This window comes from Maridesulfovibrio salinus, assembly GCF_055394525.1.
The window spans coordinates 3,584,815-3,610,000 of sequence record NZ_AP042461.1; the positions used below are offsets into that span (position 1 = coordinate 3,584,815).

Sequence of the window (25,186 nt, forward strand, 5' to 3'; positions counted from 1 at the left end):
CTTGTGGTTCGGACCGTGTCGAACCAGCCATATCCAAAAACAGCGATCCGCTGCTTCATGACTTATTAAGGGCAAAACCTCTACGCGTTTTGCTCATAATGCGATAATATCTAAACCGCTTTCTTGTCAATCAAGTTCTGAACAATACCCACAAAAAAAGGGGGATTACTTATCGAGCAGCTCCTGAAGATGCACACTTGCATACTCCAGAGACGGGTCCAGTTCAAGTGCTGTGCTCAGATACTCGATGGCATCATCTTCCTCACCCATGAATTTATGACATAATCCGAGATTGGCAAGGTCTGATGCGGACCCGCTGTCCAGAGCGAGGGCAGCCTTGAAATCTTCGGCGGCCACGCTGAACTCTTTGGCCTTGAATCTGGCCACGCCGCGGAGGTTGAAAAACTCTTTGGCCTCATCATCAAGCTCAATGGCTTTATCCAGATAGGGAACAGTTTCGGGCCATCTTTCCTCAAGAGACAAGGCGTACGCCGTGTAAAAAGCGGAAAGCGCCCTTTCCTCATCCGCGGGCTGAACTTCCGTGGCAATGGAGAACATATCCACCGCGCGGGAAGTGTCTCCGCTGCGCAGGGCCAGCATACCCTCGAAGAAAGGAATAAAGTAAGGTTCGCCATAGATATCCGAGATCACGTCAAGACCGTCTCCGGCGAGATCGATTGCCGCTTTTTCGGAAAGAATACGCCCGACAAACAGCCCGAGGCTCGCATGAGGGGTTCTTTCACGGAAATGAAAACCCGGAACAAAGTTATAGTTGGCGGGAACACCCAGCTCAGGATGAGTGGTATCCACGGTGTACAGGGTGTAGCCTTTTTCCTCCAGCCCCGCGGCAAAGGATTTCAACTCGGCATAGATATCGTCAGTCTCTACGGAGGGAAGCCCCTTGAGCTTTACACACTCTCCGGCAGACAGCCAGCCGGTCTGCTCAATCTCGGTGAATTTGGGGAGCCCTGACGCCTCGTAGACACGACCGGTTTCAAAATCGCCAGCGAGCTGGGCAACCTCGGTGAAAGCCCTGATCGCGGCCTTGCACGGGGACGCGGAAGTTCCGGCGGTAAAGACAATCTCACTCATGCCCGGAAAAGTTGAAGGGTCCCAGGCGGTGACGGCAACAGTGGGCAGAGGCATTCCAAGAGAGAAATCATTAATCACATACTTGATGCCGTTATCATCAAAACATCTGCAAAGGTCAGCGAGCACTTCATCGTCACAGGAAGCCGGATCAATCACCGGCACTTCGGGCCGTTCCCTGTCAATAACTGCACAGACATGGCGCTCAACGAGCTCACTGCCGCCCTGCAGCACAGATTCCTCAGGGGTGTTGCCAGCGGAAGAACCGTTGAACTCATTAAGGATCTTGAACCAGTCGAGGGGCACATACTCGGTCTCCCCGGTATGGACATTCAGTGCCGGATGAAAATGCCAGCGGACCAGATCAAGGATAACCCGTGCCTTGCCGGGGTCCATCTCTTCATCCACGGACTGGAGAATCTTTTCAATCGAGATGACTTTGCCGGGCCACAACTCCTCAGCCTCGCTGTAGGTGGCAAGGGTGAAATTCTCGGGAGTGTTCCAGAAACTGAAGAAGCTGAACCGCTCCACCAGTTCCATAAGCGCGGAAGCCTCAGCCTGCGCCACGGAAGCGCCCTTACCCATCTGTTTGCGGGTAGGCATGACATCCCGGGCCACATCGCCACACTCACTGATGAAAACAGGAATGCCCAGACGTCCGGTATCGACCTTTCTGGTGCACTTGAGTACGCCGCTGCATTTTGCTTCAAGCAGCTCTTTCACCCGGGCGACGGTCTCCTCGGGAGTGACCGCTTTATCCTGATCTTTGGAATATACTTTGGGGCACGATTTGAGTTCAATCATTACTTCACCCCCATTCTGACCAGAGAGACAATGCTCTTTCCGCCTTCAGCAGCAAAAGGCACTTCCTGCTTCATGAGCCTGTAGCTATCCTTGATGCTGTCGAAAAATTTTCTTCCGCCGCGTTTTTTATCCATGGCGAGCAGCACTTCGGACTCCTTGCCGTCCGCGAGGTGCTTTTCAATGAATCCGGGAAAGGATTCGGCAACTTCATCACGATGAAGGATTTCACAGCCGACGATAAAATCAAACTTCTGTCCCATCTCTGTCTCGGCGAAGTCGAGCTTCTGCACAGAAACCTTATCGTCAAGGTTGTTCCGGGCCGCATTCAGACGGGCAAAAAGAAGCGCGTCATCGTCAGTCTCCGCAAGAACAACATCAAGCCCCCTCTTTGCGGCGAGCATTCCGCAAAGCCCCCCGTCAGTACCGACATCAAGGACTCTGGCATTTTCGGGAGCCTTGAACCTGAGCATGTAAAAACCAAGCACAAGACATGAAGGCCATATCTTGGCCCAAAGGGGAAGTTCAATCTTCTTTCCGCCACGGGCCTTATCAACCAGACGGTCCAGATATGCCTGCATGTCCGCGATCTGGGCCAGTTCAAGTTCCTGATCGCCTACCTTTACAGGTTCGAATTTTATGGCTCCGAACTTATTACGGGCCGCAGCCAGAAGCTCATCGAATGTAGCATCGGCCTTAAGTGCTATATTTTTCAAGGAATGCCTCCTTAACTGATTCGTAACATTAATATAAGACGTGAATTTTCACACCTGCGAGGTATGAAACAAAACTATCCACGACGATGAGGAGTAATCATTTCAGCACAAAGGGTCAACTCTCGACACATATTTAACAAGGATTGACCGCCGTTTTTCCGCTCTGAAAAAGCGGAAACACACCTTCATAATCACCATTACCACTTGAATTAATGGAAATAACACAAAAAAGGGCCGATCATTTTCTGATCGGCCCTTTATGAAATTCATGTGGAGCGGGAAACGAGATTTGAACTCGCGACTCCAACCTTGGCAAGGTTGTACTCTACCACTGAGTTATTCCCGCTCATGGAGGCGACATCCGGATTTGAACCGGAGAATGGAGGTTTTGCAGACCTCTGCCTTACCACTTGGCTATGTCGCCTTTTCTGGAGCGGGAAACGAGATTTGAACTCGCGACTCCAACCTTGGCAAGGTTGTACTCTACCACTGAGTTATTCCCGCTCACGAGAGAAGCTGTGTTTATCGCTATGTAACGATACTGTCAACTAAAATGACAAATTATATTAATATTAACCACAAAAAAATACACGCCACCCCCGGACCGAAACTCTGAGGCTCTACCTCAAAGACAGGGGCGATAGAATAATCCGATAAAAGAAAGGCATACCGAACCGACTCGATATGCCCTATAAATTGATCAAATTTCCTACCAAAGAAAAGAGGTCAATTTATGGATCGGATTTTAATCGGTCTTTCCGATTTTGCAATCAAAAATGTAGTGTCATATTTTCCGATAATTCTTGAAGTGGAGTGGACAGGCAAACCCGTTTGTCCACGATGTCGAAGTTCTTCTTTTCGCATCAAGGATACGTTTACGCGGTTCATCAAGAGCATCCCGCACAATGGACGAGCATCGATTCTTCGGGTGAAATGTCATAAGCATCACTGTAAGGATTGCGGTCGATATTTCAACACCCGTATGGAAGGTGTAAAAAAATGGAGTCGATCAACTGAAGTCCTGAAACGAGAAGTTTTTCGGCAGTACAACAACGGTTCGTGTAACAAGACCATCGCCAACGAAAACGGGATCGGCGTTTCAAGTGTGGAGCGATTTTACCATCAAGTCATTGATCTGAAAGCTCGACAGCGCAGCAACTGGAAATGCCCGAGTTATCTCGGAATTGACGAGCACCGCTTCACTCGCAAAGTCGGTTTTTCAACCACGTTTTGCGATCTTACAAATAACAAAATTTTTGACATAGCCAGAGGTCGCAGTGCAGCTGAATTACTCCCTTTTCTCAGGACTCTTAAAGGACGTAGTAAGGTAAAAGTAGTTTGCATCGATATGAATTCTGCTTATCGGCATATGGTTAAAAACTGGTTTCCGAATGCGCGGATTGTTTCGGATCGCTTTCACGTAATCCGGTTGGTAAATCATCATTTTACCAAGACCTGCAAGCTGATTGATGAAGAAAATATTTCTTATGGGCGTGGTGGAATTATGCGGGCCATGCTGTGTCGGCAGGACCGTTTGTCCGATAAAAGGAAAGATCTTTTGTCTCAATATTTTAAGGCTCAACCGGCAATAGAAAGCCTTTACCATTTCTGCCATGAACTAAACGATCTTCTGCGGATCAGGGCGCAAAATGGTCGTAGCTGTAAAAAATACATTTTCGAATTGCTTGATAAAATAAAGCAACTTCAGCAAAGTCCTTTTGCTCCACTTCGGACGTTGGGTAAAACTTTGAGCAACTGGAAAGAGGAGGTGGCCCGGATGTTTCGCTACAGTAAAAACAACGGAACAACTGAAGGATTTCATCGAAAGATGAAACTTATCCAGAGGCGGGCATACGGGTTTAGAAATTTTGAAAACTATCGGCTGCGTGTGCGCGTTTTGTGTGGGTAGTCGAAAAGAGAATCAACGGTTGGAAATTTGATCATTCGGGCTTGCGCCCCTTTCTTTGGTGTAGACCCAACTCTGATCACCCGGCAAAGGCTTGCCCGGCCCACGAACAATGATTAATATTTTATTTTAACCATAAACAATAAGGGCCGATCATTTCTGATCGACCCTTATGTGAAATTCCGGTGGAGCGGGAAACGAGATTTGAACTCGCGACTCCAACCTTGGCAAGGTTGTACTCTACCACTGAGTTATTCCCGCCCTTGGGGTTTACCTTCGTGTGGTGGTGAAGGAAGGCCGCCTTGAGGCTGCCGGAAATTTAAATGGAGCGGGAAACGAGATTTGAACTCGCGACTCCAACCTTGGCAAGGTTGTACTCTACCACTGAGTTATTCCCGCTCTTGGAGGCGACATCCGGATTTGAACCGGAGAATGGAGGTTTTGCAGACCTCTGCCTTACCACTTGGCTATGTCGCCTGAAATATCTGGAGCGGGAAACGAGATTTGAACTCGCGACTCCAACCTTGGCAAGGTTGTACTCTACCACTGAGTTATTCCCGCTCACAAAAAGCGAAGCAGTTTTTACCGTTACGCTATCAAACTGTCAACACTTATTTTTATTTTTTCTGATCTTTTCGCCAGTTGGTGAAATTCTTAACAAAGGAGTAACTTTACACACATCACCCTTGCTAATCAACTCAAAAACTGAACTTTTTTTCAAAGATCCGGTTCTTTGAACCGTTCGAGGAGAGTGATTAGGAAAACTTAAAATGTTTGTCAACCGTTTTATTTTTTTATATTTTTGTTTTTTTTTATCATGGCCTTTACTTTCTGCCCCGGTTTAGGCTAATACCATTCATCTTAAAAATTGATGACGATATGTAGTTCTGGTAATTTCGTAACCCCCACCTCACGATGCGTAAAGAGAGGTTAATGATATGGATCAAAAGGAACTCGCATTTTTCCGTGAAACCCTGAACAAGATGCTTGATGACATCCTGCAGAAGGGCAAGGAAACTATTGAAGACATGACTGAATCCGGCGAAAACTATGCCGATCCCGCCGACCGTGCAACTGCTGAATCAGATCGCGCCTTCACCCTGCGCCTGCGGGACCGTGAGCGCAAGCTGATCAAGAAGATCCAGCAGGCTATCCAGCGCATTGAAGACGGTGACTTCGGTATATGCCACGCCTGTGGTGATGACATCTCTGTTGCAAGGCTCAAGGCCCGCCCGGTGACCACACTGTGCATTGCCTGTAAGAGCAAGCAGGAAGAGGACGAAAAGAACCGCGGCGACTAACCCGGATTCGTATAAATGGACGCACACTTCTTTCGTGCCCTGTGTCTTGAACTTGAGGAGAACCTCAATGGACGCAGGGTAGAGAAAATTTTTTCGCCGGCTGAGGGAGTCTGGACTTTTGCACTCCAGTCAAAAGGCGGAAAGGAATATCTTCTGTTCAGGCCCGCCAAATCGGTGGGCCTGCTCTTTCTTTCAAGGGTAAAACCCGCCAATCCCCCCGCTCCGCCGTCACAGGTTATGTGGCTCCGCAAACGTCTGGCGGGACGCAGGATATTCGAGGCTCATCACGACTGGATGAACCTCAGACTGGCTTTTACCCTCTCCCCTTTCAGACAGCCGGACAAATACCGTTATCTGCTGCTTGATATGAAAAAAGGGGTCTCCCTTGTTCATGACCTTCCCGAAGATTTCGGTCCGGACGTTGAATGGCCTTCGCTTGAAGAAATTCAGTCCGATCCTGATATCTGGCGTGATTACCCTCAGATCTCCCCGCCCCTTCGCAAGGTGCTTGAAAGAATGCCCCGAGATGAGGGGCAGACCCTGCTTTTGAATCTTGAAAGCGGAATTGCTGACAGTTTCTACCTGCAAACCGTAAAGAATGACGTTCCCAGTCCGCCAAGAGTGTGGGCTTCGGGAGGTAATGCCGAAGTGTTCCACTCAGCAATTGAAGCCTCCTCGGTTTACGGGGAAAGGGTTCTTTTTCCGGTCATGGAAAAGATGGAGAACGCTGAGCAGCTGAGCACCCTGAAATCAGGCAAAAGGAAATTCAAGAGGATTCTAAAACGAATCGAGCAGGAGGAAGAAAGGCTTCACGCCCTGAAGGCCCGCAAGATCGAAGCGGAAGCACTGCAGGCGGAAATGTACCGGATTAAAGACCTGCGTGAACTGGACAGCATATCCGTCACCCACCCGGAACACGGTGAAATGGAGGTGAAACTTGATCCTTCCCTCACCCCTTCGGAAAACATGGAGAAGATATTCAGATTCGCAGCCAAGGCTGACCGCGGATTCAAGCACATGGAGCGCAGAAAGAAAGAAGTGGAAACAGAACATGAAGCATTTCTGCAATCCAACCTGATGCCTTCTTCCGAAGGCTGCCGCAAGAAAAAGTCTGTTGAAATACCCAAGAAGTACAAGAATATAGCAGCCGCCCTGTTTGTTTCTTCTGACGGATTTCTGATGATCCGGGGCAAGAACAGCAAAGCCAACCACGAGATACTGAGTAAAGTCTCGTCAGTGTTCGATTACTGGTTTCACGTTCAAGGCGGTCCCGGCTCCCATGTGGTTCTCAAGCGGGACCATCCCGGGCAGGAAGTTCCGGAAAGCACCTTCGAGGAAGCAGCCACCCTCGCGGCCCTGAAAAGCTACCGGGCAAATGACTCCAAAGCGGACGTCATGTGCGCCCTGGTCAAGGATGTGCGCAAGGTGAAAGGCTGGGCTCACGGACAGGTTACCGTCGACAGCGTCCTGAAAACTGTCCACGTCAATGTGGACGGTTCACTGGAAGAAAAACTGGCCAGGAAATAAACAATCAGACAACTTTCCAGGGCCATGAATCAATGTAGGCTTCAAGCTCTTCCCGGTTCATGGCCCTTACCTTTTCCAGCTCTTCCCGGTTTGAGCTGTTGTGGGGATTAAGTCCTTCATGGCTGTTCACCCCCCGTGGATGGTCAAGATGAAACAGGGGGCCTTCAAGCTTCCCCAGCCTGTAACCCAGACCGGACATACGGACCAGCCGCTCATCATCTTCATATCCGTATGAAATGAAATTCTCATTATCCATTCCGGCAGCAAGATAAGCCTCACGCCTGATCATCACCAGCCCGCCCGGAGTGTCGGCATAAAGAAGAGTGCAGTTTGAATCATCCAGAAAGCCCACCGCCCGCTCGGACAGGACTCTGGCGGCCAGACTCTGCGGGACATTCAGACAGCGCCCGTCAAAAGGACGCACCACATCCATCCGCCCTTTAAGAAGCATCCCGCATGCCCGGACGTAACTGCCCGGAGCAACCAGAACATCGACATCGCAATTGGCGATAACAGGCTCTCCAGCCATGCGGACCAGTTCGTTCACACAAGAGCTTCTATGAAAAAAACCGGAGTGGTCTTCCCTGAAATACAGTTCAGGACCATCCGGCATATCGTTGAAAAATTCTGGGAGGACTCTCTTCGGCCCCTCCTCCATGATCATTATTCTGGTATCAAACCAGCTCAGCAGCAGTGTTGTGACCAGCTTGAGATTGCTGACCCGTTCAAGGGAATCCACACGGCAGGGTATGATGAAAGCGACATTCCTGAGATCGGTCTTCATATTACCCACACCTTGATATTTTTCTGATCATTTCATTTTGCGCGGCGGCCATACTGCTTTAGGCGGTTCTTGAAATTCCTTCGCCCAGCATGGTGAGGACCATGTCCTGTTCACGCAGCAGGCGGTTGGCAACACTCTTCTGAACCGCATTGGTTGAGGAAGAGAATTGTCCTGACCGTTCACCGTAGATCTCTTTCACGAGATCTTTGGGAAACCCCTTGTCTTCGGCATTAGCCGCCAGTTTATCAATGGCCTTGGCAATAAGCCGTGACGCTCCGGTAGGACCATGCTGAACCGATGTGGACCAGAGCACTTCACGCACCGGACCCGGCAGAGCGTTCATGTCAACGCCTGTCATTTCATAGATCATTCTGGCCGCCGGATCGTAATGGCTGCTCTGAATAAAATCATGCTGGAGCTTTTCAAACCCTGCGGGGTCCTCTGAAGCGAGCTGTTTCCACACTTCCGGCATTTTACCTGACTTCGATCCCGTGTTTGCAGGCCCTGCATCAAGCAGACGGTCCGCCACTTCCGGGGCCTTGTCTTTCAGAAATTCCACAAAACGGTCCATAGTCCCGGTATTGGATGCGATCTGATACTTACCGTAGGAAGTTCCGCCTACCCGGTCGTAGCCTATCGCGGCCACGCCTTTAGTCCCGGACTCAAATTTTGCGGACAGACTTCCGGTAACCTCCGGATTTGTCGTTTTTTTGACAGGAGCACCGCCCGGTATACCGTTCTGCTGGTAGGGAGCTATCTGAGAACGATTCAACCCGCCGGATCCATTCAATCCTTTAATTGAATTTAAGGCGGTCAATGCTTCAAGCATAAGCATGTTGTTCATCACACCCATATCCATATCCGCTGACGAATAACCATCATCTTTCGCCGGGTCGGCCAGAAGTTTTTCGGTCATCATCATATCCAGATTGAATGCCCCCTGCTGCCCTTTCAAGGCCGCAAGATTGGGAGTGGACGCACCTTTCCCGGCAACGCCGGAAGCGTTTTTGCCAAGCATCTGCACAACTGATGCGATATCATTATTCACATTGGACATAGCTTTCCCTCTGTCAAAAATATATGATTCCACCAGAGTTAAAGCATCATGTGTGCCAACCTCTCCAACAGTCCGGATTATAGACAAAAAAGACCCTGAATATAATTCAGAGGCGAGTTTGGTGACAAAATCATCAGACTGCTGAGAAAGTATCAGATGCGAGGCGCAGTGATCTTGGCTGAAATTTTATTTCTTACCTTTGTCTTCCTCATCTTTTTCATCATTGAGTAAAAACAATTCCCGTTTCTTTTTCTCAAATACCACAGCGGCCCTGAAAGCGGATATGGCCAGCGCCAGAATACTCAGGATCAAAATCATTCCCTGCTGAAATTCCCACTTCTGGCGGATGATCATATCAACCACGAAATTGGACGGGAAATTATTCGAATAGTAAATCAGGGCGGGAATGCAAAGTAACGCCAATCCAAGAAAGATAACCTCAAGCCATATAAAACTCCGCCCCAGAAGCATTATGAAAAGTGTGGAATCCCGAATAACTCTTAGAGTAACAAGCTTATGTCTAAGCTTCTTCAGTCGTTCATCCATCTGATTCAGGTACTGCTGGGTTTTACGGAAAGTCTCCGCCTGATTGAGGTTCTGGGTTTTAATCCAGTAGATTTTATCGGCGCAGTAGTTGAAATCACTGTTGAACTCGGTAAGAAGTTTGGGAAAGGGAAACCATGAAGCCTCCCGCTGGATATCAAGCAGTTCCTCGCGGTAGATTTCTAGCTTCTTGTTGATGACCTTTATTTCGTATTCAACCCGCTTCTCGATCTCCTGCGTAAGCCGGGCCACTCCGGAAGTCAGGTGCTTGAAAGCCACATAGTTTTTGATCTTGGCCAGCTTTCTCATCCGCTCCATGAACCTGCCCGCTTCATCGGCGAAGTCGTGCCCTTCTTCGAACCACTGGGCAATATCGGCGGCAAGAGTATCCATCCCCGCCGCGACTTCCTTTGCATCGGCTTCAGCCGTTTCCCAGAGCTGCCCCATAGCCTGCAATACGGTGAGCCGCCCCCGGTCAAGCTCGGGATCAATGGCTATGCGGTTGAAATAATTCGGGTCACGCTCGATAATATCTTCAAAATAGGGAATAGCCTGCTCGGCAAATCCCATTTTGACCATGCAGACCGCCCGCCGGTACAAAGGGTCCAGCCAGTCGGGACATACCCTTGAAGCGCGCCTGAAAGTGTTGCTGGCCTCGCTGACGTCACCGCTGACCTCCTGCATCCGCCCCTGCAGATATATGAAATATCCCTGCTGCAAAGGGGAGAAGCTCAATCTTTCGGCCTCCTGCCAGTAAAAATAAGCCTGCTCGCCGTCCCCGTTTTCAAGCTCGATAAAGCCGATCAAAGCCCGTGGCTGGTAACTGCGGCTGAACCGGATCATGGCATTTTTGGTAAGGAGTTCCGCATCACTGAACGAACCGCCGACAAGTGAATCAAAAGCGGACCAGATCAACTCTCCCTCTTCAGGGCCCTGCTCCATGATTCCCCGGGGCCACTCCTTTCCCCTGCTCCGCCAGACCATGTAAAGGGTTCTCAACTGCGAAATGGCATTGATGGAAAAAAGAGCGCGGGTGATTATCCCTTCATAACTGTCGCCGGAAGTGAGAATCTTGGAAAACTCTTCCAGAACATTATCCTTGCCCTGCATGGAAAGATCAATATTCTGAAACCCTTCATTGAATTTATCACTGTCAATTGCCGCAAGCTTTTTCCATGCTCCGGGATCAAGCCCTTTGAGTTTCTTACTGGGGCAGTCGGCGGGGGCGTGGTTTTTCATTCCGCAATAAAAGCAGTCATCCATCTCACCTATGGAGACTCTGCGGGAAATAGTGACGTCCATCGCTCCGGCGCTGAGGCCTTCCACCCCGTGCTTGAGACTGACATGACACCATCCCTCAAGAGTTTCCTGATCGCTGCCGAAACGGACCTCGTTGATGGCGAAATCCTTTCCCAGAAGATATGCGTCGCGGTAACGCAGATGGGGACAGTCCGGGGTCAGTTTATCCCAGTCCAGATTGACCTTGCGCAGAATTTCATCGTTAAAATTCATATTCATCTGCGGAACAAGAGCCATCACGGTCGGCCAGTAATGGGTCCCCTCTTCATTATTGCGTGACCGGGTGATTACCGAAAGAAGCTCCCTGAGAAATGTGCGCAGCAGTGACAATGAACCTATGGGCAGAATAACTTTGACATCGGAAGTAATGTACTGGATGCCCAGCTTCTGCATAAGGGTCTGGATATCTGAAAAAAAGGAACGCCATCCTTTAATGAATTCCTTATCGGACGGGTTGCCGACAGGAATCATTATGAAATACCAGCTCTGCTGCGAATCATAGCCCAGACTCTGATCGGCGATCAGGGCCTTCCATCCTGACTTTGAAATACCGGTGGGAGTTCTGACCTCTTCAAGCTCCAGCCCGGAAATCCGTTTTACCGCGTCCTCAAGCTTGGGGTGCACAATTACTTCAAATTCCTTGGGCAGCACCACTTCCTGCGAGGTAAACTCGTTATCCACTTTAAGCGAAAGGTCGAGGCCGTAATCCACGAGAAGGGTTGCAGGCATGATCTGCATGAAGACGGGCATGGGATTGAGACGGGCCCAGACCTCAAGCCTTGCCGACACCCTGAAAACATCATCGCTGAAAAAGAACCAGTAGGCCTGGTTCTGTCCTTCGCTCATGAGCATACCGCCGAAATCGCTCAGGCTGCGGACAATGGAATCCTCTAATGACTCTCCCCAGACAAGCCATAAACCGAATCCGCGATTAACCATTCGGGAATGGCTGACAATCGGGAAATTTTCAAATAAGGTGGAAATCTGATACAAAATAAAAACTCCTTACTTGCGGAGGTATTATGGACATTTCGAAAAAGATTGCTGAGCTCAAACAGGACCCCGAATTCGCTGCCAATGTAGGCATGATCCTCATTCACAACGGAGTCGTCCGAGGCTGGTCCCGCGGCACACGCGACGAAGTCTCCGGTATTGAAATCAAAGCCGACCATGAAAAGATCGAAGAACTGCGCATCGAACACGAAAACATGGATGGCATTTATAAAATCGTTGTTCATGCCAACGAAGGCACATTCAACCCCGGGGATGATGTTCTTTTCCTCATCGTTGCCGGGGATATCCGCGAAAATGTAAAAGCATGCCTTTCCAGCCTGCTGGACCGTGTAAAAGCTGAAGCCTTCTCCAAAAAAGAAATCTTCGCCTGATCATAAACCGGGTCCGGGAATAAATACATGATAAGTATAGCCCGGACCTTTTTTAATTTCCAATAAATTCGGCAGGGTCTGCCAGAGTCCCCTGCTCCAGTTTTTCCACCAGCAGCATAACCCTGTCCGCTTCGGCATCGCGGCCCCTTTTGCGGCATCCGCCAATATAGAAGCCGGATTTTTTACGCAGTTCCTTAAGTATCATATCACGTTTTTCCGCATCCGGCTTTTCCCGCACCAACAGTTTTACCATGGAATACATCCTGTAGAGATCCAGGCAGCCAACACTGTTGGAAAGCTGGTCCGGCCTTCCGCCATGCTTTATGGTCAGCCGCTCCCTCAAAAGCCCGACCGGATACTTCAGCCCCGCCCGGAGCCAGAGATCATAATCCTCGCACGCGGGCATGAGTTCATCAAATGTTCCCACATCATTCCAGAAACTTCTGGTAAAGATTACACAGGAAGGGCTGACCATGCACATTTCCAGAGAGCGTTTAAAGAAAAATCCTTCAGGCTTCTCATGCTTTTTGCACTGGTTGACCCGTTTACCCTTGCGAATCCAGATTTCATCAGTCTGACTGATCTGCAGGTCCTCCTTCTTCATAAAGGCCAGCTGTTTTTCCAGCTTGTCTTCAACCCACTCGTCATCCGAGTCCAGCAGTGCCAGAAACTTTCCGGAAGAATGTTCTACAGCGAGATTGCGGGCCGCGGAGACACCCGCGTTTTCCCTTTCAATAATCTTCAGGCGGGAATCATCAATTTCACGCAGGCGGGCCGAAGTATCATCAGTGGAACCATCATCCACGACAATGCACTCGAAATCGGAAAAAGTCTGCGCAAGGACCGAGTTTACCGCCCTTACAACCAGTTCGCACCTGTTATAGGTAGGGATTATGACCGAGACTTCAGGCCCGCCACTCATATTTTTATTAATCATACACCTTTCCCGGAACAACAATTAGATTGACTGTGTTTTGCAAATCACCGCAAAAAGAATCTTTACAGGTGGCGGCAGGTTATGTTCAATTCGAATTCTCTGCCGCTTATCGGTCCTTTTTTCTTGACTCTTTAGTAAACGGATTGTCATTTACTTCCATGCGTATTTTTCAAGTTATCAATGTCCGCTGGTTCAACGCCACTTCGTGGTATGCCCTTTATCTCAGTAAACTGCTGCAGGATGCGGGGCATGAAGTGCTGGTCATCACCGTACCCGATACGGAAACCGAAGCGAAGGCCCTTGAAATGGGTCTCAAAGTCGAGACTATCGAGCTCAACTCCACCCGGCCCATAAAACTTTTCAATGCCTGCTCAAGGGTTCTGTCACTGGTGCGTGAACACAGGCCTCATATCGTGAACTGCCATCGCGGTGAAGCTTTTTTCTGGTGGGGGATTCTACGCAAAATACGCATGGGCTACAAACTCATCAGAACAAGGGGAGACCAACGTCTTCCACGCAGCGATTTTTTCAACCGCCACCTGCATTCCACAATCGCCGACGGTGTTGTTGTAACAAACAAGCGCATGGCCGAGCATTTTCTGAATAAAATGGAGCTTGCCGAAAACCGTCTATGGCTGATTCACGGCGGGGTGGATACCGACCAATTTAAATTTGACCCTGAAGGCAGAAAGAAAATCAGGGCGAAATACGGTTTCGCCGAGGATGATTTCGTAGTCGGAATGCTCGGAAGATTCGACCGGGTTAAAGGTCAGAAAGAACTTATCGAGGCATTGTCCAAAACCCGCCTCAATATCGGGGACAAAAAAATAAAACTTTTCCTGATCGGCTTCCCCACCGCCACCAGCAGGCACGAAGTTGATAAATGGATTTCCGACAACAAGATGGATGACATCACCGTTATAAGCGGAAAATGCTCCGATGTTGTGGCCTGTATCTCCGCCATTGATCTGGGAGTGATAGCTTCATTATGGTCGGAAACAATTGCCAGAGCCGCCCTTGAAATTATGGCCTGTGAAAGGCCGCTTATTTCCACCTCAGTAGGGGTCATGCCCGACCTGCTTCCCCCTGAAGCACTGGTCCCGGCGGAAGATGTGACCTCCCTGTCCCTCAAGCTGACCGAAGCGATTAATAAACCTGAATTCAGGGAAAAACTTCTGGAAGAACACGCCAGAACAATGTCCCAGCTTTCCGGCGAAGACTTCCTGAAAAGGACCATGACCCTTTATCAGGGCGTGCTGGATTAGATTATAAGGGACGGATTTCTGCGGGAACACCCACAGCCAGATGATTGTCGGGAACGTCTTTGAGAACCACGGCGTTGGCCCCGATCTTACAATTACGGCCCACTTTTACCGGACCTAAGATTTTAGCGCCGCTGCCGACCAGAGTCCCGTCACCGATTACCGGAACTTCCTGTATACCGGAGCGGCCGCCTATGGTGACACAGCTTCCGATATTCACGTTGTTCCCGATCACGGCCCGGTGGTGGATCACAACACCCAGTCCTCCGTAACCGAGGTCGACTCCCCTGCCTATAACCGCTCCCAGACCGATCTGGCAGCTGAAGATTATCCGCACGAAAAGCTTGTTGATAAGCCCGGGCAGGATGGGGACTCCTTTCCTGTGCAGCCAGAAAGCCAGGCGATAGAAAAACAGAACCAGCTTACTCATTATTCCCCCCGGCAGCAGCAAGACTAATCACTGGGACCGAAAACAGACCGGATACCCTCAAGATTATCAGCAACTTCGTAGATTGTACGGGCATAGACTTTGGAATGGTTGTAACGGTAAATGACTTTCAGCTTCTTTTCCTTGCTGAGTGAATTTTTCCACCCGTGCCTCTTCAGATAATTGGCCATGCTGGCAAGAGCGTCTTCACGGCTGAAAAGATCTATCTTGCCGTCCCCGTCTCCGTCCACGGCATAGCTCACAGCAGTGGTCGGCATGAACTGGCAGATTCCGAAAGCACCGTAAGGCGAACCGGGGATTTCCGTGGGATCAAAAGAATTCTCGGAAGAGAACTTCAGCAGGGCCGCCAGCTCGCGGTAGGCCCAGTCCGCTTTCTGTCTGGTTCTTTTTCTAAGCCACTCCATATCCTTCTTTTCAAGCTTATCATACCCGAGTTCATCAAAAAAAAGATCGGGGTCTGAACTGGCGGCCATGTTTGCCAGATTATTGAACGCAGGATTGTTGCCCAGAGTATAACCAAGCTTCGTTTCAACAAGCAGCAAGGCCACAATAACCGAAGGTGCTACTCCGTATTTCTTGTCTATCTCGGTAAGGTAATCATAGTGCTCGCGCAGATAGGAATAGCCCCCGGCCAGCATGACCGCACCGACATATCTCTTGTCGAAGGTCATTTCCCTTTTGGCCTTTTTTGCCGGTGGCTCAAACCTGAGCTTGAGCAGGGAACGCATTTTTCTGGCCATCATTCCGGAATCATATTTGACTGATCCAACAGCGAAAACAGTGTTCACATATTCCTGTTTGAAACCGTCAGCCACAAGTCTGTCCTTGAGTGGAGTCCAGCCTTTATGTCCGTCGGCGACAGCCGCAGCCGCAAAGCACGTCAAAATTAAAATTGTGAATAAAATCGATTTTCTAAGCATTTACAGACTCTGTATTAAAACCTGTTCATAGGCACATTGGCCATTTCATCTTCAAAATCATCATCGATAAAATCTGAATAATCCGACACTTCATAACGTTTGCCGCAGTCCCCGCAGCGCAAATAAACGGAACTTCAACTACGCCGGATAAAAAGATCACCACCGCAGGAAGCACAGGTGCTTTCTTCACCCTCAGCCCTGCCGGATTTCTTGCTTTTACTGAATAGACTTCTTCCCTGAAACATTTTTTCCTCCAACTTCAACCATAAAATGTATTTCAACACACTGTCCACCATAAAAAAACAGCCGGATTTCCTGAATTGAAACCCGGCTGTAAAAGCTTATGAATCTGATGGACGCAAAAACTAATTAGTCTTGAGTGAAGGGTTCTTCTGCCCCATTGCCACATAAAGCTTTGCAAGGGCGACCTGATAGTCCGACAGAGCCTGAATGAGCTGAGCTTCACTGTCACTGAGTCGGGACTGGGCATTAAGAACTTCGTTGTTAGTGCTGACCTGAGCCTGATAACGGGCCATGGCCATGCGGTAACCTTCGCGACCTGCTTCAACGGACTTGCGTCCAACACCGATACGGTCCGCCGCTGCTTTGAGGCTGAGGAGCTGATCCTTGATTTCGTAGGAAGCCTCAAGCTTGGTATTATCATACTCGGCTTTGATCTTTTCTACGTTATCCTCGGCTCTTTTCACATCATAGTATGTCTGTCCCCAGCTGAACAATTCCCAGCTGGCACTGGCTCCGACACTCCAGGTGTCAGGCTCGTTCTGGTAGTTGTATTTATTTTTACTTACAGAAGGATCGCCGCCGGATCTGCTGTAATCAAAATCAGCACTGACATCAGGATAGTAATCACTTTCGGAAATGGTTACGTCTTCTTCAGCAATCTCAACTGATTTCTTGGCGATTTCGAGATCCGGACGATATTTGTCCGCAAGAGCGATGCACTGTTCAAGTGTCATGGAAAAAGGCAGATAAGTAAGCTCACCTGTGTAGTTGATATTTTCTTCGATGGGAAGATTGAGCAGGGTATTCAGCCTTGCCGCTCTTGAATCAACATCGTTCTTGGCGATAAGCAGATTCTGCTCTGCAGTGGCCAGCTCAACTTCAGCCTGAAGCACGTCAACACGGGGACGGAGACCGACCTGATAAAACGCCTCAATCACCTGAAGCTGGGATTTAAGACGGGCAACTGAATCTTCCTTACTCTTAACATCCATACGGCCCTGCAGCAGGGTCAGGAAAGCGGTCTGGATCTGGCTGATCAGCGCGAGTTCAGCATTTCTGAGACTTGCTTCGCTGGACTTTCTCTGAAGTTTTGTCTTCTGGTACTTTGAAAGAAGTTCGAAACCTCTGAACACCGGCTGGTTGATATTGAAAGTGAATGCCCATTTGTCCTTGTAGTCGGAAGGAACACCACTGGCCCGGGGCTGATCACCGTTATGAGTGTAGCCGTAGGTTGCAGTGAAAGGTCCTCCGAACTGTCCGCGCTGGGACTTTACTGCACTTTCTGCCGCAAAAAGGTTCTTGCGGGCGGCAACAATGGTCGGATTCTGCTCAAGACCGATCTTTACACATTCTTCCAGAGTCAGGGTTCTCCTCGCCTCCTGCTCTTTCTTGGTTACAGCCTGAGGAACCTGTACTGTAGCATTTTCTAATGATACCGGAGCCTTTGCATTGTCCTCTCCCTCGGGGGCAGCCTGCTGAGCATGGGCAAAGGAGACAGATGCCAGCATCAGAATCAGAACAAATAAAAGGGAAATATTGCGTTTCATTCTACACATCCTAAAACAGCGTGAGTTATTATTTTCAGATAAATTAACAAAATTACCACTTCTATAGATGTTCCGAAGCAGTTAATCAAGTATCAATTTTGTTTTAAACGCTATTGTTCAAACTGTTTTGAGCCCGGCTTTCAGCCATTTAACTGCGCGCAGTCCGCCTTATCTCCCTGAAGCTTGTCCACTGTATGCTTTAGTGCGGGGATTACAGCCTCCAGACTTTCACGCACCGCTTTGGGGCTTCCCGGAAAATTGATAACCACGCTCTGCCCCAGCGTTCCGGCAACTGCTCTGGAAATCATGGCATGCGGAGTCTTGGAAAGCCCGGTCGCGGTAATTGCCCTCTCAAAACCGGGAAGACGCTTCTCGATTATCCCGAGAGTAGCTTCCGGCGATACATCCCTCGGCCCCACCCCGGTCCCGCCTGTGGTCAGGATCAGGTCAAAACCGCTCACATGGGCAAGATGCATGATCAGGGATTTGAGGTCGTCAGCTTCGTCCGGGATCAGATAACCCTGAACGGCAGAAACCGGAAGTGCATTTTTTATCATTTCGGCGATCAACGGCCCGGCCCCGTCTTCCCTCTGTCCGGCCGCACCTTTATCGCTGAGCGTCACATAGGCAAGAGAGTAACCTGATTTCGAAATTTTCAATTCAGTTTCGCCAGCAGGGAGCATTCCTGTAACTTCAGCGATGACCAGTCTGGCTCCGGGCATATTATCCGCCCAGAACCCCGAGACGACACGCAACAGGGGATTATCCCCGTTCAAAAGTTCAAATCCGGCCCGCAGTGATCTGATATTCCCCTCAACCGGGGCGCATGCTGTTCCGGCGGGAAGGGAATCCGCACAGCCGAGAACTATCCTGCTGCCGGGGCGCATATCTCCGACTTCTGAGAAATCACATTTCAACATCATCCAACTCCTTGAAAATCATCATGATAAAAGGACAGCCAGTATACCGGTAATGAAAATACCGTCAAAAGTACCCGCTCCGCCGATGGACACAACCGGGGCATCCAGAACACGTCTGGTGGCCGGAGTGGCCAGATGCAGGAGATCAGCCCCTATGAGCGTCCCGAGACTTCCGGAAACATAGGCTGCAATGGGAGCCATCTCACCGGGCACGAAAATCAGGGCCGCAAAGGCGGTGATCAGCGGCGGAATAAGGATCGGGATACCGATTCCAACCCCCGGAATGGGCCGGGCAAGGGCATAAGCCGCCGCACTGACAACAGCAATGCAGATCAGAACTGGAAAGCTGAAACCGTTACGGGCAAGCAGAGAAAGGGAGAGCAGCACGGGTATAACACATCCGCCAAGGTTGACCGCCACCACCTGATTAGTCAGCGCCCTGCTGTGGGCAGACTCGAATCCACCGAATCGGGGATTGAACATGCGCACCCTGCGGACATTGACATCAGGGACAAGCCGTTCCGATCTGAAAACAGGAATATTCAACCCGCTACCGAGAAGTGTGGCGATAAGCAGCAGGAATCCCTGCCCCGGAGTCAGCCCCAGCTTGGAAAAGGCAACCGTGACAAGTCCAACCTGTACAAATATAAACAAAAAGAATATGAGGACAAAAAATATAATGCCCAGAAATACGACTGTGGGCAGAGAAAACATGGGACCACGCATAGTGACAGCACTCCTTGGTTTTGATTCCTGAATGGAAAAAGTCATTAAATTATATTAAAGCAGACACTTCAAGATTTTATTGATAAATTAGCCGGAACAGTTTCCGGCACATAATATTAAGGAGAACAATATGAAAGGCATCATTCTGGCTGGCGGTTCCGGCACCAGACTGTACCCGTTGACGAGGGTGGTAAGCAAGCAGCTGCTTCCGGTTTACGACAAACCTATGATCTACTATCCCCTTTCGACCCTGATGATGGCGGGCATAAAAGATATTCTGATCATATCCACTCCCGAAGACCTGCCCCGCTTCGAAGATCTGCTGGGTGACGGTTCATATCTGGGAATAAGGATATCCTACAAGGTACAGCCCAGACCGGAAGGACTGGCTCAGGCCTTCATTATAGGTGAAGACTTTATCGGGGACGACTCAGTCAGCCTTATTCTTGGAGACAACATCTACTACGGGCACGACCTGCCCCAGCTCCTGCGCAGAGCGGCAAAACTCGAAGAAGGCGGAACCGTCTTCGCCTATGCCGTAAAGGACCCCAGACGTTACGGGGTAGTTGAATTCGACAGGGAACAGTGCGTTCTGAGCATTGAAGAAAAACCGGAAAAACCAAAATCCAAATTTGCTGTAACGGGACTGTATTTCTACGACAACTCAGTTATCGAAATTGCCAAAAGCATAAAGCCTTCCGCAAGGGGCGAACTGGAAATAACTGACGTTAACAACGAATACCTTAAACGGGGAAAGCTTAACGTTGAACTCCTCGGACGCGGGTACGCATGGCTCGACATGGGGACACATGAATCCCTTTTAAGGGCTTCCGCCTATGTTGAGGCCATCCAGCAGAGACAGGGATTCCTGCTGGCCTGCCTTGAGGAAATCGCTTTCAGGATGGGGTATATCAGCGCTGACGAATTGAAGAATCTTGCAGGGGATATGCTCAAAAACGAGTACGGCAGATATCTGATGGAAATATACAACGAAGCTCAGGAGGATTAATATGCGTAAAACTGTCGTCCTTATGCTGCTGGTCCTGGCATTGGCAATACCGGGGACTGTTTTCGCTAAAGGAAATGATCTTACCGAAGCTTTCAATAAGCTGTCCGGAACAGAAGCAGCTCTGCGCACTCTATCAAAGCAGATTGACAAGGCTGTCGGATCTGAAGCGACCCCGGACCGTGTTTATGCCATGCAGGATATGGCGGGCCTGTGCAGTTCAAGCAAAATGCAGGTTCACAGTCTGAATTCACTTTTTTCACTGGTCAATCTGGTCAAAAGAGAAAAGGTGCAGGATAATCAGACCGCGCAGCTTAAAAAGAAATGCCTCTACGCGTTCAATGATTTTACCCGCCGCAGGGCATTTGTCATGGATATCCTGAAAAAGGCAAAGGATCAGCGGCTGCGCGACCTCGCCCATATTTTTGATGCCCAGTTGGAAATAATACTTGAGCAGCTTGTCAGGATTAAGGCCAACATCTAAGCTGCAGACTAATCAGAGTGTTGAGAAAGTGCCGTATGCAAGGCGCAAAAAAAAAAGCGGCGCAATGAGCGCCGCTTTTTTTTGAAAGGGTCATGAGACCGCTTTACTGAAATTTTCTAATGGTGATCTTCATTTTTGCCCTGCTCGATTCTGTAGATCGCCATGTACAGAATCCATGCAAGGTAAACAAAAATAAGAGAAACGCCGACAAAGCCCGCAGTTGTGCTATGTCCCATGTTGCTAATAAGTTCGCCGATCATACCCTGATACCTCCAAGTATTTAACCCGATTTATTACCTAAATGTTAGATATTCATCTCTACAATTTGCAAGATTGTCAAGCTCTAGTTTCAGTATAAATATTGACATGGATACTCAGACCGCTATGATTAATAAGTAAAAAGGCTTTTGATTAATCCTGTAAATAAAGCACCCTGAAAACAATAGCTTGACCTTGCGGCAGGTAAACATGAACGAGAATAACTGCGATTCCGGTCTGATCAGCAAGCTGAAGAAAAAACTCGACAGAATGCTTGGCAGGCAGAGCAAAGAACAGCTGGATATCTGTTATAAACCTAAACAGGACACCCCCAGCGCCAGAAAGGCATACCGCATTGATGTGGACAACATGCATGTGATCTGTAGAACTCCACGGATCAAATGCCGTATTTCCGATATCAGCGCGACAGGTGTCGGTTTTGTCAGTTCAAAGGAATTCCCGGTAGGCGAAACCGTTGAGGCTGTAATGCTCTGGTCCGGAAAGCCGGTCCTCAAAGGACTGAAGATGAAGATCATGCGCCAGCAGGGAAAAATCATCGGCTGTGAATTCCAGGATCTGGAAAGAGGACAGGATAAAATCATCAGCAAAATAGTTCTAGCCGCCCAGAAAAGATTGATTCAGAAGAAACACAGCGGCAAACATCCCGATATGACCGAAGAGGAAGTACAGAAAGAAGTGGAAAGAACCTCAAAACGCGGTGAGAAGAAAGGGCCCACGCCTAAAATAAAAATCTAACACCCTGCCGGAAGTGAGAACGGAAAATGAAAATTGTAATTCTGGACGGATATACTCTGAACCCGGGCGACAATCCCTGGACCGGACTTGAAAAACTAGGTGAACTGAAAGTTTACGACCGCACTGAAAACAGCCGGATTATAGAGAGATCCCTGGAAGCGGACATCCTGCTGACCAACAAGACAGTTCTCAGTGCAGAAGTAATTTCATCACTTCCCAATCTCAAATTTATCGGCGTGCTGGCCACCGGTTACAATGTAGTTGACCTTGAGGCGGCCGCGAAACGCAATATCCCCGTCTGCAATGCTCCGGGATACTCTCCCCCTTCTGTTGCCCAGCATGTTTTCGCGCTGATTCTGGAATTTGCCAACAGAGTCGGCATGCATGACAGAGCGGTCAAGGACGGGGAATGGGCGATGCAGGATGATTTCTGTTTCTGGAAAGCCCCCCTTTTTGAACTGAAAGACAAAAAAATAGGCATTGTCGGATTCGGCGGAATAGGACGCATGGTCGGTAATATCGCGCATGGGTTTGGCATGGAAGTGCTGGCTTATGCCCCGCGTCCCAAACCTGAACCGGACTATGCCCCGTTCAGATTTGCAGAACTGGAAGAACTTTTCCGTGAATCGGATATAATTTCTCTGCACTGTCCCCTGACTGACCAAAATGAAAGATTCATCAACAGCGATCTGCTCGAAAAAATGAAAGATACGGCTCTGCTGATAAACACCGCAAGAGGCCAGTTGATAAACGAAACAGATCTTGCCGAGGCACTGCTCAAAGGCAGAATTGCGGGAGCGGCTCTGGATGTTCTTGAGACTGAACCGATGCAGCCCGGCAGTCCGCTGGCAGGAGCACCCAATCTGATTGTAACTCCGCACATTGCCTGGGCCACGCTGGAGGCGCGCTCCCGTCTGACAGAAATAACTGTCGGCAATGTATCTGCTTTTATTAAAGGTCAGACAATAAACGTTGTCAACGGAGTGTAAAGGCGGGATTAATCTAACATGTGAAATTACAGAACGATCCGCCCTTCTGTCCGCTGAACTTTCAATTTGATTTCAATGGACATAAGGCTTCAGAAATAAACCAGTAAAAACAGGTATAGTCTTATTCGGGGGGATGCGGAACTAGGCAGTGAAACGCTGAACAACTTCGATCAGATCGTTCTTCTTGACCGGCTTGGTCAAAAAATAATCGCAGCCCGCCGCATAGGCGCGATCTTCATTTTCCGGCAGAGCGTGAGCTGTAACGGCAATGATTGGAGTTTTACTCATGCTTCTGCTTTTTTCATAGCTTCTGATACGCCCTGTTGCTTCATACCCGTCAGTGCAGGGCATTTCTATATCCATCAGCACGACATCGTAATCATTGCGCATGAATTTCTGCACTGCTATCTCACCATTTTCTGCAACATCAATGGAATAGGGCAGTTTCTTCAAATAAAGCTGTACCAGCAGCACATTGTTTTCGCAGTCTTCAGCAAGAAGTATATTCAAAGATTTCAACGCTCCGTTGTTTTCTTTAAAGCCGGAAGCACTTTTATTATCAATGCTCATTAAATACCTGTATTGTGTCAAAAAGCGGACAACCTAAAGGCAACACGCCTCCCATGCCTCACGCGCAGTTGATATAACAACGATGTGGCAATGGCAATCTGTTTTATTCAAAATATCAACTCTGACAAATTTGTCACGCAAAATGACAAATTAAGAAAAACAAAACTCATTCAACCCAGCCTTTTTACACGATCTGCGAAATTTTCCAGATCATTTTTTTCTCCATCTTTATAATCTTCAGGGTACAATAAGGCGGACATAAAAAAAACACTTCCTATTTCAAGCGCTTTTGAAGCTGAAATAGAAAAGCGTTCCATACGCTCACCCACAATTTCCCTGTCTTTCGTATCCAGTGCTGAAATATATGGAGATACACTTTCTGCAAGATCGGCAAGTTTCAGAGCTTTTGCCTTCATCAGGTCGCGGTAGAGCGGCTCATCTTTCTCGTTGTACAGAGCAAGATGGGCTTTTCTCTCAATTTTACGGATCTCACCGGCTTCATTTTCAAGCCATCCGGCCAGCATTTCATAAGGATTATAGTTCATTACAACTCCCAGCTATGGAATTTCCCGTTAAAGATAAACTCGGGAAATCCCAAAAGCAAGGGAAGAACTGTAAAATAATATTAACATTTCGAAATTTAAAAATCAGAGCGAGCCGCACATTTGTCTGTAATTCCCGCATTCAATCTTGTTTACAAAAGGACAAACCCCTTTCATAAACCACTTTTTACGCGGGCACCAGAATCTGTCCTTGAACGGCTCATTGCAGCCGTCAGGTGTCAGCTTCCTTCTACGCTGGTTTCCTACTACAAAAAAATCACCTTCGGTTCTCACGTTTAATACGGTCATATCGACCTCCACCAGCTTGCTCAGCTCTTACTGACTGAATCCTCCGTAAGGGGTTACCTGATTTACAATCTTCTACAACTGAAATATACTATGCACCTAGTATGCCATCGAATCAGGAGCACGGATTGTTTCTCTTTACATCCTCAAAAAATGGTCTTAACCATAATCGTTTGTGTTCAACACACCTGTTAAATTCATCCGGCCTTTCCATATAAATAAACGGCCGGTTCAAGGAGCATGTTTTGCCTATACTTTCAGCCAGCACAGGAATCACCAGATACAGGATTCCGGACGAAGTCAGTGATGATCTCATCAGGGAAATTCCCGAAAGACTTGCTAAATTCGCTTTCATGGATATTGACCATACCGCAGAGGAACGCTCTTTCGGATGGGTGAACATGGATGATATGCTCGATGATAAATGGGCCATGTCACCTCCGGAAAAAGCCCAGTATTTCACCTTTGCCCTTCGTCTGGATACCCGGCGCATTCAGCCCGCAGTTCTGAAAAAGCATTATCAGATCGCACTCAACCACGAGATGGCCGAAGCCAAGAAAGAGGGAAAAAATTTCGTTTCCCGTGACCGGAAAAGGGAAATCAAGGAACAGGTTACCCTCAAATTAAGGGCCCGCTCCCTGCCGATCCCCGCTGTTTTTGACGTGGTCTGGAATGTTCCGGAAAACAGGGTCTACCTGTCTGCGACCAACACGAAAGTCATGGATCTTTTTACCGATCATTTTTCCGACACTTTCGAGCTGACCCTTGAGCCGCTGACACCCTTTTTCCTGGCCATGGAAATGCTTGGCGAAGAGGCCGTACAGAAACTTGAATCCCTCGATCCCACATACTTCGTGGGCTAGA

At 48.8% G+C, this 25,186-nt stretch carries 26 protein-coding genes and 7 tRNA genes; 10 read left to right on the forward strand and 23 right to left on the reverse strand.

The window, feature by feature from the left end:
* Positions 1 to 165: 165 nt before the first annotated feature.
* The 5 genes from ACZ5PW_RS16475 to ACZ5PW_RS16495 form a co-directional block, all read right to left on the reverse strand.
* Positions 166 to 1,893, reverse strand: a complete 1,728-nt coding sequence (locus tag ACZ5PW_RS16475; RefSeq protein WP_464555687.1) for a YcaO-like family protein — start codon at positions 1,891 to 1,893, stop codon at positions 166 to 168.
* Complete coding sequence (locus tag ACZ5PW_RS16480; protein WP_464555688.1) at positions 1,893 to 2,606, reverse strand: class I SAM-dependent methyltransferase; 714 nt, start codon at positions 2,604 to 2,606, stop codon at positions 1,893 to 1,895. The genes ACZ5PW_RS16475 and ACZ5PW_RS16480 overlap by 1 nt, the downstream gene beginning before the upstream one ends.
* A 271-nt stretch (positions 2,607 to 2,877) precedes the next feature.
* Positions 2,878 to 2,952: transfer RNA gene (locus ACZ5PW_RS16485), tRNA-Gly, on the reverse strand.
* 3 nt (positions 2,953 to 2,955) lie between these two features.
* Positions 2,956 to 3,030 (reverse strand) — tRNA-Cys (locus ACZ5PW_RS16490).
* A gap of 5 nt (positions 3,031 to 3,035) precedes the next feature.
* Positions 3,036 to 3,110, reverse strand: a tRNA-Gly gene (locus tag ACZ5PW_RS16495).
* A 229-nt stretch (positions 3,111 to 3,339) separates the two neighbouring features.
* On the opposite strand from ACZ5PW_RS16495, the gene ACZ5PW_RS16500 reads away from it, so the two are divergent.
* Positions 3,340 to 4,515: an ISL3 family transposase gene (locus ACZ5PW_RS16500; protein WP_464555690.1), complete on the forward strand. Its 1,176-nt coding sequence runs from the start codon at positions 3,340 to 3,342 to the stop codon at positions 4,513 to 4,515.
* 183 nt (positions 4,516 to 4,698) lie between these two features.
* Here the strand turns inward: ACZ5PW_RS16500 and ACZ5PW_RS16505 are convergent.
* From ACZ5PW_RS16505 to ACZ5PW_RS16520, 4 genes are all read right to left on the reverse strand, one after another.
* Positions 4,699 to 4,773 (reverse strand) — tRNA-Gly (locus ACZ5PW_RS16505).
* Positions 4,774 to 4,836: 63 nt separating this feature from the next.
* Positions 4,837 to 4,911, reverse strand: a tRNA-Gly gene (locus ACZ5PW_RS16510).
* A gap of 3 nt (positions 4,912 to 4,914) precedes the next feature.
* Positions 4,915 to 4,989, reverse strand: a tRNA-Cys gene (locus ACZ5PW_RS16515).
* A gap of 9 nt (positions 4,990 to 4,998) precedes the next feature.
* Positions 4,999 to 5,073: transfer RNA gene (locus ACZ5PW_RS16520), tRNA-Gly, on the reverse strand.
* 377 nt (positions 5,074 to 5,450) lie between these two features.
* On the opposite strand from ACZ5PW_RS16520, the gene dksA reads away from it, so the two are divergent.
* Both dksA and ACZ5PW_RS16530 read left to right on the forward strand, forming a co-directional pair.
* Positions 5,451 to 5,813, forward strand: a complete 363-nt coding sequence (gene dksA, locus ACZ5PW_RS16525; protein WP_464555691.1) for an RNA polymerase-binding protein DksA — start codon at positions 5,451 to 5,453, stop codon at positions 5,811 to 5,813.
* 15 nt (positions 5,814 to 5,828) lie between these two features.
* Positions 5,829 to 7,340, forward strand: coding sequence for an NFACT RNA binding domain-containing protein (locus ACZ5PW_RS16530; protein ID WP_464555693.1), 1,512 nt, complete (start codon positions 5,829 to 5,831; stop codon positions 7,338 to 7,340).
* Between the two features lie 4 nt (positions 7,341 to 7,344).
* On the opposite strand, the gene ACZ5PW_RS16535 is transcribed toward ACZ5PW_RS16530, so the two are convergent.
* The 3 genes from ACZ5PW_RS16535 to ACZ5PW_RS16545 all read right to left on the reverse strand — a co-directional run bounded on the left by ACZ5PW_RS16535 (position 7,345) and on the right by ACZ5PW_RS16545 (position 12,016).
* Positions 7,345 to 8,124: a galactosyltransferase-related protein gene (locus ACZ5PW_RS16535; protein ID WP_464555695.1), complete on the reverse strand. Its 780-nt coding sequence runs from the start codon at positions 8,122 to 8,124 to the stop codon at positions 7,345 to 7,347.
* A 58-nt stretch (positions 8,125 to 8,182) separates the two neighbouring features.
* The gene (locus ACZ5PW_RS16540; RefSeq protein WP_464555697.1) at positions 8,183 to 9,181 is read right to left on the reverse strand and encodes a VgrG-related protein; all 999 of its coding nucleotides are present in this window, start codon (positions 9,179 to 9,181) and stop codon (positions 8,183 to 8,185) included.
* A 186-nt stretch (positions 9,182 to 9,367) separates the two neighbouring features.
* On the reverse strand, positions 9,368 to 12,016 hold the full coding sequence (locus tag ACZ5PW_RS16545) for a tetratricopeptide repeat protein (protein ID WP_464555698.1): 2,649 nt from the start codon (positions 12,014 to 12,016) through the stop codon (positions 9,368 to 9,370).
* A gap of 29 nt (positions 12,017 to 12,045) precedes the next feature.
* Between ACZ5PW_RS16545 and ACZ5PW_RS16550 the strand changes: the two genes are divergently transcribed.
* Complete coding sequence (locus ACZ5PW_RS16550) at positions 12,046 to 12,408, forward strand: molybdenum cofactor biosynthesis protein MoaE (protein ID WP_464555699.1); 363 nt, start codon at positions 12,046 to 12,048, stop codon at positions 12,406 to 12,408.
* A gap of 52 nt (positions 12,409 to 12,460) precedes the next feature.
* Here the strand turns inward: ACZ5PW_RS16550 and ACZ5PW_RS16555 are convergent, their stop codons facing one another.
* Entirely contained in the window at positions 12,461 to 13,345 is an 885-nt protein-coding gene (locus ACZ5PW_RS16555; protein WP_464555700.1) for a glycosyltransferase family 2 protein, read from the reverse strand.
* 158 nt (positions 13,346 to 13,503) lie between these two features.
* Between ACZ5PW_RS16555 and ACZ5PW_RS16560 the strand changes: the two genes are divergently transcribed.
* Complete coding sequence (locus tag ACZ5PW_RS16560) at positions 13,504 to 14,610, forward strand: glycosyltransferase (RefSeq protein WP_464555702.1); 1,107 nt, start codon at positions 13,504 to 13,506, stop codon at positions 14,608 to 14,610.
* A gap of 1 nt (position 14,611) precedes the next feature.
* On the opposite strand, the gene ACZ5PW_RS16565 is transcribed toward ACZ5PW_RS16560, so the two are convergent.
* The 6 genes from ACZ5PW_RS16565 to ACZ5PW_RS16590 all read right to left on the reverse strand — a co-directional run bounded on the left by ACZ5PW_RS16565 (position 14,612) and on the right by ACZ5PW_RS16590 (position 19,411).
* On the reverse strand, positions 14,612 to 15,037 hold the full coding sequence (locus ACZ5PW_RS16565; protein ID WP_464555703.1) for a serine O-acetyltransferase: 426 nt from the start codon (positions 15,035 to 15,037) through the stop codon (positions 14,612 to 14,614).
* A gap of 23 nt (positions 15,038 to 15,060) precedes the next feature.
* Complete coding sequence (locus ACZ5PW_RS16570) at positions 15,061 to 15,975, reverse strand: lytic murein transglycosylase (protein WP_464555705.1); 915 nt, start codon at positions 15,973 to 15,975, stop codon at positions 15,061 to 15,063.
* Between the two features lie 14 nt (positions 15,976 to 15,989).
* On the reverse strand, positions 15,990 to 16,064 hold the full coding sequence (locus ACZ5PW_RS16575) for a hypothetical protein (RefSeq protein ID WP_464560447.1): 75 nt from the start codon (positions 16,062 to 16,064) through the stop codon (positions 15,990 to 15,992).
* Positions 16,065 to 16,340: 276 nt separating this feature from the next.
* The gene (locus ACZ5PW_RS16580) at positions 16,341 to 17,765 is read right to left on the reverse strand and encodes a TolC family protein (RefSeq protein WP_464555707.1); all 1,425 of its coding nucleotides are present in this window, start codon (positions 17,763 to 17,765) and stop codon (positions 16,341 to 16,343) included.
* A gap of 140 nt (positions 17,766 to 17,905) precedes the next feature.
* Positions 17,906 to 18,688: a MogA/MoaB family molybdenum cofactor biosynthesis protein gene (locus ACZ5PW_RS16585; RefSeq protein WP_464555709.1), complete on the reverse strand. Its 783-nt coding sequence runs from the start codon at positions 18,686 to 18,688 to the stop codon at positions 17,906 to 17,908.
* A gap of 18 nt (positions 18,689 to 18,706) precedes the next feature.
* Positions 18,707 to 19,411, reverse strand: a complete 705-nt coding sequence (locus tag ACZ5PW_RS16590; RefSeq protein ID WP_464555710.1) for a DUF1614 domain-containing protein — start codon at positions 19,409 to 19,411, stop codon at positions 18,707 to 18,709.
* 130 nt (positions 19,412 to 19,541) lie between these two features.
* On the opposite strand from ACZ5PW_RS16590, the gene rfbA reads away from it, so the two are divergent.
* Positions 19,542 to 20,420 (forward strand): glucose-1-phosphate thymidylyltransferase RfbA, encoded by an 879-nt coding sequence (gene rfbA, locus ACZ5PW_RS16595; protein WP_464555712.1) that lies wholly within the window; start codon positions 19,542 to 19,544, stop codon positions 20,418 to 20,420.
* Between the two features lies 1 nt (position 20,421).
* Positions 20,422 to 20,901: a hypothetical protein gene (locus ACZ5PW_RS16600; RefSeq protein WP_464555713.1), complete on the forward strand. Its 480-nt coding sequence runs from the start codon at positions 20,422 to 20,424 to the stop codon at positions 20,899 to 20,901.
* A gap of 116 nt (positions 20,902 to 21,017) precedes the next feature.
* Here the strand turns inward: ACZ5PW_RS16600 and ACZ5PW_RS16605 are convergent, their stop codons facing one another.
* Positions 21,018 to 21,161, reverse strand: a complete 144-nt coding sequence (locus ACZ5PW_RS16605) for a hypothetical protein (RefSeq protein WP_464555715.1) — start codon at positions 21,159 to 21,161, stop codon at positions 21,018 to 21,020.
* A 208-nt stretch (positions 21,162 to 21,369) separates the two neighbouring features.
* Here ACZ5PW_RS16605 and ACZ5PW_RS16610 point away from each other — a divergent pair, with 208 nt between their 5' ends.
* Complete coding sequence (locus ACZ5PW_RS16610; RefSeq protein WP_464555717.1) at positions 21,370 to 21,915, forward strand: PilZ domain-containing protein; 546 nt, start codon at positions 21,370 to 21,372, stop codon at positions 21,913 to 21,915.
* Between the two features lie 26 nt (positions 21,916 to 21,941).
* Positions 21,942 to 22,904: a D-2-hydroxyacid dehydrogenase gene (locus ACZ5PW_RS16615; protein WP_464555718.1), complete on the forward strand. Its 963-nt coding sequence runs from the start codon at positions 21,942 to 21,944 to the stop codon at positions 22,902 to 22,904.
* Between the two features lie 141 nt (positions 22,905 to 23,045).
* Here the strand turns inward: ACZ5PW_RS16615 and ACZ5PW_RS16620 are convergent, their stop codons facing one another.
* The 3 genes from ACZ5PW_RS16620 to ACZ5PW_RS16630 form a co-directional block, all read right to left on the reverse strand.
* Complete coding sequence (locus tag ACZ5PW_RS16620; protein WP_464555719.1) at positions 23,046 to 23,474, reverse strand: response regulator; 429 nt, start codon at positions 23,472 to 23,474, stop codon at positions 23,046 to 23,048.
* Positions 23,475 to 23,644: 170 nt separating this feature from the next.
* Positions 23,645 to 24,019, reverse strand: coding sequence for a hypothetical protein (locus ACZ5PW_RS16625; RefSeq protein WP_464555721.1), 375 nt, complete (start codon positions 24,017 to 24,019; stop codon positions 23,645 to 23,647).
* 102 nt (positions 24,020 to 24,121) lie between these two features.
* A complete protein-coding gene (locus tag ACZ5PW_RS16630) occupies positions 24,122 to 24,325 on the reverse strand; it encodes a hypothetical protein (RefSeq protein ID WP_464555724.1) in 204 nt (67 codons plus the stop codon).
* A gap of 242 nt (positions 24,326 to 24,567) precedes the next feature.
* Here ACZ5PW_RS16630 and rdgC point away from each other — a divergent pair, with 242 nt between their 5' ends.
* Positions 24,568 to 25,185, forward strand: coding sequence for a recombination-associated protein RdgC (gene rdgC / locus ACZ5PW_RS16635; RefSeq protein ID WP_464555728.1), 618 nt, complete (start codon positions 24,568 to 24,570; stop codon positions 25,183 to 25,185).
* Position 25,186 lies beyond the last annotated feature (1 nt).